Below are 6,424 nucleotides of genomic sequence, written 5' to 3' on the forward strand. Positions count from 1 at the left end.
CAGGCGATGGTGACGTTCGCGCAGGCGCAGGAGCGCGCCGAGGAGTGGATCAACGGCGACGTGCCCGCGTATCAGCACCGTGAGGTGCGGGTGCGGGAGTTCGACCTTGGCTTCGTGGTCTGGGCCGAGGACCGTGCGGAGGGTCCGCGGTCCGAGGGCGGCGGGCAGCGCCTGGTGATCGCCCGGGACAGCGGCGAGGCCACGCTCTGGCCGGGGCTGCCGGTGGGCGAGGTGATCAGGCGGTACGAGGAGGAGTACGCGGTCGCCGATACACCGGCCGCCGCGGCGAGCCCGGAGCGGGTGGACCTCAACCAGACGTCGTTCCTGCTGAGCCCGCCCGAGTGGTTGCAGGAGGCTGCCGATCAGATGGGGATCGGGGAGCGGAGAGGGGCGGCTGCGGCGTCCGCTTCGGCCGAGGGGTCGGTTGGGTCTGAGCCGCCCGCTGTTCCTGCGTCGCCCGCTGTTCCTGAGGCTCCGGTCGCTCCTGAGGCTCCGGTCGCTCCTGAGGTCCCGGTTGCTCCTGAGGCTCCGGTTGTTCCTGAGGCCCCGGTCGTTCCTGGCGCTGCTGCCGGTGACGGCTGGCCGAGTGCGGGGGGTGACGCGACGCCCGCGCGGGCCGAGGCCGGTGCCGGTGCCGGTGCCGGTGCCGTGGATGCGACGCCCTGGGCGGGTACGGACACGAACGCGGACGACGACGACCGTTCCGTCTCCTTGCCCAACACCGTGTTCGCGCCGCCGCTTTCGGGTTCGGACGACGATGACGCGACGCCGCCCGCCGTCGCGCCGGACGCCAAGACCGCGCTCATGAAGGGCGGCAGCCAGCTCCCGCCGACGGCCGTGTCCCCCGCCTACGAGCGCGGGGAGCAGTCGGTCGCGCCGCCCGCGCCCGGTGGTCCGGGCACGCCTCCGCCGCCTCCGGGCATGCCCGCGGCGCCGGGTGTTCCGGGTGCGCCGCAGCCGCCCGCGTACGGGTATCCGGCGGAGCCGCCCGCTCCGCCGGTGGCTCCGTCCGCTCCGCCTGCCGCGCCTTCGGCTCCCGCTGATCCGGCTCCGGCTCCGGCTCCAGCCCCGGCTCCCGCTCCTGTTGCCGATTCCGGTACCGAGTCGGGGGTCGGCGAGGCCGAGGTCGTGGGGGTCGATGACGTCTCGTCCGCCGCCTCGCCCGCCGACTTCGAGGAGGGCCCGGCCGCCCGGCCGACGGCGGCATCCGAGGCATCCACGCCGCCGCCCGCCTCGGGACCGGGTGCGCCCGGGACTCCGGCCGGTGGGTACGTACCGACGCAGCTCGTCTCCTCGCTCGGCCCCGACGGGCCGCAGCCGCCCGGGCCGCCCGGTGTGCCCGGTGCTTCGTCGGGTGGGATGCATCATGCGGCGACGATGTTCGCCGACCCGAGTGCGATGGGCCCGGGTGCCCCGCAGCCGCCCGGCCCTCCTAGTCCTCCGGGTCCTCCTGGTGCGCCTGGTGCGCCCGGCGTTCCGCAGCCGCCCGGACCGCCCGGGCCGCCCGGTGTTCCGGGTGCGCCGCAGCCGCCTGGGCCGCCCGGTGTGCCCGGTGCTTCGTCGGGTGGGATGCATCATGCGGCGACGATGTTCGCCGACCCGAGTGCGATGGGTCCGGGTGCCCCGCAGCCGCCCGGTCCTCCTGGTGCGCCTGGTGCGCCCGGTGTTCCGCAGCCGCCCGGCCCGCCTGGTCCTCCGGGTGCTCCCGGCGTCCCCGGTGCTCCTGGCGCTCCGGGTGCTCCCGGTGCGGCCTCAACTCCCGCTCCCCCGGCGGCTCCTGGCGTGCCCGGCGGTCCAGGCGGTCCCGGTGAAGGCGTGCACCACGCCGCGACGATGCTGGCCGGTCCCGCGGTCGGCGGTCCGGCCGCGCCCGTAGGACAGCCCGCTCCGCCCGGCCCTCCCGGAGCGCCGCCCGGCCCGCCCGGGCAGCCGCAGGGCCCGCCGCCCGGTGCGCCGCAGCCGCCTCAGGGTCCGGCCGCCCCGGGTCAGGCTCCGGGGCAGGCCCCGGCGTACGGCTATCCGCAGCAGCAGCCGGCAGCCGGCCAGCCGACCGTAGGCCCCGGCTACCAGGCCGTGCTGCGCTACCGCGCGCAGGACGGTTCCGAGCAGCAGCTGATCCGCCGCTCCGCGCCCGGTATGCCGCACCCGGAGTGGCAGATCCTGCACGAGCTGCGCGGCATGAACGTGCCGCCGCAGCAGGTGCTCGAACTGCACACGGAGCTGGAGTCCTGCGAGCTGCCCGGTGCGTACTGCGCGCGGATGATCCGGGAGACGTGGCCGCAGGCGCGGATCACGTCGATCGCCCCGTACGGCACGGACCATGCCTCGCGGCAGCAGGGCATGCAGCAACTCCTCGCCCACCAGGGGGAGTTGCACCAGGTCGCGGACGGTCCGGCGCGGCCGGCGCCGGTGCGGGTTCCGGTGCAGCCGGTGCAGCCCGCGCCGCCGATCCCGCCGGACGGGGTGGCGCAGGAGCTGGCCGGAGCGTTCGGGCCGCAGGGCATCTTCCGCTTCGACCAGCGGGCGGTGTCGCGGCAGGGCGTGCCGGACGTCGTGGCGCACACGCTGATGTGGTCCGGTCTGCCGGTGGACGTCAGCCCGTTCTTCTGGGCGCAGGCGCAGCCGGGGCGGCCCGTGCCGACGCTGGCCGAGCTGGCGCAGGACCGTGGGGTGCAGCCCGCGTCCGACGCCGGGTCGTACCTCGTCATGGGCAGTGACTTCGGCCGGGCGATCTGTGTGCAGTACGGCACGGCGAACATCGTGGCGGTGCCGGTCGAGGCCGGTCCCGGCGGTGCTCCGGCGGCGCCGCAGTTCGTCAACACGGGGCTGCCGGAGTTCGTCCGCTGTCTGGCGCTGCTCGGCCGGATGTGGCGGCTGCGGTACGGGCTCAACCAGGAGCAGGCGGGCCGCTGGACGGTCGACTTCCAGCAGCAGCTCGCCGCGCTCGACGGGGCCGCGCTCGGTTCGCCGGACAGCTGGTGGTCGGTGCTGCTCGAGCAGATGTGGGACGGCCTGCTGTAGGTCGTCACCTCCCGGCGCCGGGTTCCGCCCAGACGGGCGGCCCGGCGCCGCGTCGTTTCCGTGTGAGATGTCCCATGTACGACCCCGGAATTCCGACTTCGCCCGGTTTTCGCGCATCCTTGACCGAGGACATGGGTGGAGTGTCGCGGTATGAGCGCTTCAGCATGATCCATCAAGATGTGCGCCGAAGAGACCCGCGGAGAAGAGGTTCCAGGATGAGTGCAGTGCCGTCGTCCCCTGGCTTCACTGTCGTACGGGGCCGTGGCTATCGGCCGCAGCAGGTGGACGCGTACGCCGCGAGCGTCTACGCCGACCGCGACGCCGCCTGGGAGCGGGCGGCCCGGCTGACCGTGCTCGCCAAGGAGATGGAGGAGGAGGCGACCCGGCTGCGGGAGGTCGTGGCGCAGCTGCCTGAGCAGACGTACGACACGTTGAGCGCCCGCGCCCGGCAGCTGCTCGCCACGGTCGAGGCGGAGGCCGACGACGTGCTCGGCGCCGGGCAGGCCGACGCGCTGCGCGAGAGCGAGGAGGCCGAGGCGTACGGGCGGCGGCAGCGCGAGGAGGCCGCCGAGCATGCCGAGTCGGTGCGCGGCGCGGCCGAGGAGCATGCGCGGCGGGTGCTCGACGCGGCGCAGGGGAGGGTCGACGGGATCCGGGTCGGCGTGCGCAAGGAGAACAAGGAGCTGCGCGCCGAAGCCCTTGCCGTACTGCGGGACACCCGGCAGCGGTGCGAGAAGCTCCTCGCCGACCAGGAGCAGGGGCACGCGGAGCAGCGCGAGGCCGAACGGAAGGACGAGGCGGAGCGGGTCGCGGCGACGGAGGGCCACGAGAAGGAGCTCGCCGACGCGGGCGAGGCGCGGCGCGCGGAGGCCGAGCGGGCGCTCGCCGAGGCGGAGGAGTCGGCGCGGCACGGGCAGGAGGACGCGGACGCGCGGGCCGCGGAGATCCTCGCGGAGGCGCGGCTGCGGGCGGACCGGCTCGAACGGGAGACGGAGCGGGTGCTGCGGGAACATGCCGAGACCGCGGAGGAGTTGCGGGCTCATATGGACCATGTACGCAGTAGCCTGGCCGGCTTGATGGGAGGGGCTTCCGTGCCGCCGCAGGCTTCTGGGTGAGGGCCGGGCGGGGGCGACCTTGCCGGACGGGCTGGATTGGCGGGCCGTCACCGTCGCCGTCACCGTCGCCGCGCCCCCGCCAGGATCCACGCCTCGACCGCCTCGTACTGCCGACGTTGTTCCGTGCGGGCGCGGGGCGGGGTGAGGACCGTGCCGAGCCAGCCGAGCAGGAAGCCGAGGGGGATGGAGGCGATGCCGGTGGTCGTGAACGGGAACCAGTTGAAGTCCTGGTCGGGGAAGGCCGATCCGGGGGTGCCGGAGACCAGGTTCGTGCCGGTGAGCAGGACCAGGACGCCGAGGGTACCGCCGACCAGGGTGCAGATCAGGCCCGTACGGGTGTAGCGGCGCCAGAACAGGCTGTAGACCAGGGCCGGGGCGAGGGCGGAGGCGCCCAGGCAGAAGGACATCGAGACCAGCGGCTGCAGGTTGAGATGCTGCACGGACACCGCGAGCGCGATCGCGGTGAGGCCCACCGCGGCCGTCGACACCCGGGCGAGCACCAGCTCGCGGCGAGCGCTGAGCGGACGGCGGCCGGGGGGCGAAGCGGAGGACGGAACGAGGGGTGAACCGGAAGGCGAACCGGAGGGCAAACCGGGGGATGAACCGGGGGATGAAGCGGGGGACGAACCGGCGGGTGGGCCGGAGCGGCGGCCGGGGCGGTGGGCGAAGACGTCGTGGGCCAGGGAGTTGGCGCAGGCGAGGATCATGCCGGCGACCGAGGCGAGCACCGTCAGGAAGACCATCGCCGTGACGGCCGTGAACACGAAGGTCTCAAGCGTCGGTGACTCGGGTCCGAAGACGGCCTGCGCGGTGAGCAGCAGCGCCGTGTTGCCCTGCCCGTCGCTCGCGGCCAGCCGGTCCCGCCCCACGAGCGCGGTCGCGCCGAAGCCGATGACGGAGATCAGCAGCGCGAACACGGCCACGGACGAGACGGCCCAGGACATGGAGCGGCGCAGGGCGGGGGCGCTGCGCGGCGCGTACATGCGCATCGTGACGTGCGGCAGGCAGGCGCCGCCGAGGACCACGGTCAGCTCGGAGGAGATCATGTCGAGCCGTGGCATGCCGCTGCCGCCGCCACCGCTGCTGCCGTTGGTGCCCGCGAACTGCAGCCCGGACTCCAGGAATCGGGGTCCTGCGCCGCTGCCGCGTTCGGCGGCGGAGAGCAGGGCGGCGGGGCTCCAGCCGAAGCGGTGCAGGACGAGCCCGGCGAGCAGGGTGCCGGCGCCGAGCAGCAGCACGATCTTGATGATCTGGATGAGGGCGGTGCCCTTCATGCCGCCGATGGCCGCGTAGCTGATCATCAGGGCGCCGAGCAGCAGGATGCAGCCCGCCCGCAGGCCCGGCCGGTCGACGCCGAGGATGAACACCAACACCTCTCCCGACACGGCCAGTTGGACGACCATCAGGGGCAGCAGGGCGGCGAGGGTCGCGGCGCAGGCGGCGATGCGGACGCCGCGGGAGCCGCTGGAGGACGGGCCAAGGCGGCGGGCGAAGGCGTCGCCCATGGTGAACCGGCCCGCGTTACGCAGGGGTTCGGCGAGCAGGAACATCAGCAGGACCAGGGAGAGCGCCGTGGACAGGGCGAGGACGACACCGTCGTACCCGGTCAGGGCGATCACGCCGATCGTGCCGAGAAGGGTGGCCGCCGAGATGTAGTCCCCGGCGATGGCGAAGCCGCTCTGCAGGGGAGAGAGGGAGCGGGAGCCGGTGTAGAACTCGTCGAGGTCCTCGCGGTCGGGGCCGGTCAGCACGCAGAGCAGCAGCGTGAGCGTGGCGACGGCGGTGAACGCGATCAGGCAGGCGGTCCGGGTCCCGGGCGAGCCGAGGTCGAAGGACTGCGCGGCGAGGCGCAGCGTGGGTTCCGTCATCGCCGTGCCTCCAACTCGGCCTGGCGGCGCAGCCGTTCGGAGAGCGGATCGACGGCGCGGCGGGCCCGCCACTCGTACACGGCGATCGCGGCGAGCGTGACCGGCAGCTGGCAGGCGCCGAGCAGCAGCCCGGCGCTGAGGCCGCCGTCGACGCGGAGCGTCATGAACTGCGGTGCGTACGCGGACAGGACGAGGAAGAGCGTGAAGTAGCCGAGCGCCGTGATGGTGGCGACGCGGCGCAGCCACTTGTAGGCGGAGCGCAGGATGCGCAGGTCGCTGTGGCGCCCGAGGGCGGGCCCGGCGGGCCGTCGGCGCGGCGGGGCGGAGGGCTGCGCGGGCCGGGGCTGCCAGGGGTAGGTGAGGTGCGGGGGGAGCGGATCGGTGTGCGGGCGGGGGGTGTTGGGGGGAGTGGGGGAGGTG

General features: G+C 74.5%; 4 protein-coding genes. 2 read left to right on the plus strand and 2 right to left on the minus strand.

All coding sequences use genetic code 11. The features are described from left to right. The first annotated feature begins 6 nt into the window (after positions 1 to 6). Both RCO28_RS38470 and RCO28_RS38475 read left to right on the plus strand, forming a co-directional pair. Positions 7 to 3,021, plus strand: a complete 3,015-nt coding sequence (locus RCO28_RS38470) for an SUKH-4 family immunity protein (RefSeq protein WP_308946054.1) — start codon at positions 7 to 9, stop codon at positions 3,019 to 3,021. Positions 3,022 to 3,236: 215 nt separating this feature from the next. Continuing rightward, positions 3,237 to 4,136 (plus strand): cellulose-binding protein, encoded by a 900-nt coding sequence (locus RCO28_RS38475; protein ID WP_308946055.1) that lies wholly within the window; start codon positions 3,237 to 3,239, stop codon positions 4,134 to 4,136. Between the two features lie 59 nt (positions 4,137 to 4,195). Here the strand turns inward: RCO28_RS38475 and RCO28_RS38480 are convergent, their stop codons facing one another. Then, positions 4,196 to 6,004 (minus strand): cation acetate symporter, encoded by a 1,809-nt coding sequence (locus RCO28_RS38480; protein ID WP_308946056.1) that lies wholly within the window; start codon positions 6,002 to 6,004, stop codon positions 4,196 to 4,198. Beyond that, on the minus strand, positions 6,001 to 6,424 hold a 424-nt coding region (locus tag RCO28_RS38485), incomplete at its 5' end, for a DUF485 domain-containing protein (protein WP_308946057.1). The genes RCO28_RS38480 and RCO28_RS38485, both read right to left, overlap by 4 nt.

The sequence above is a fragment of the Streptomyces sp. LHD-70 genome, assembly GCF_031157275.1.
Classification (GTDB): domain Bacteria; phylum Actinomycetota; class Actinomycetes; order Streptomycetales; family Streptomycetaceae; genus Streptomyces.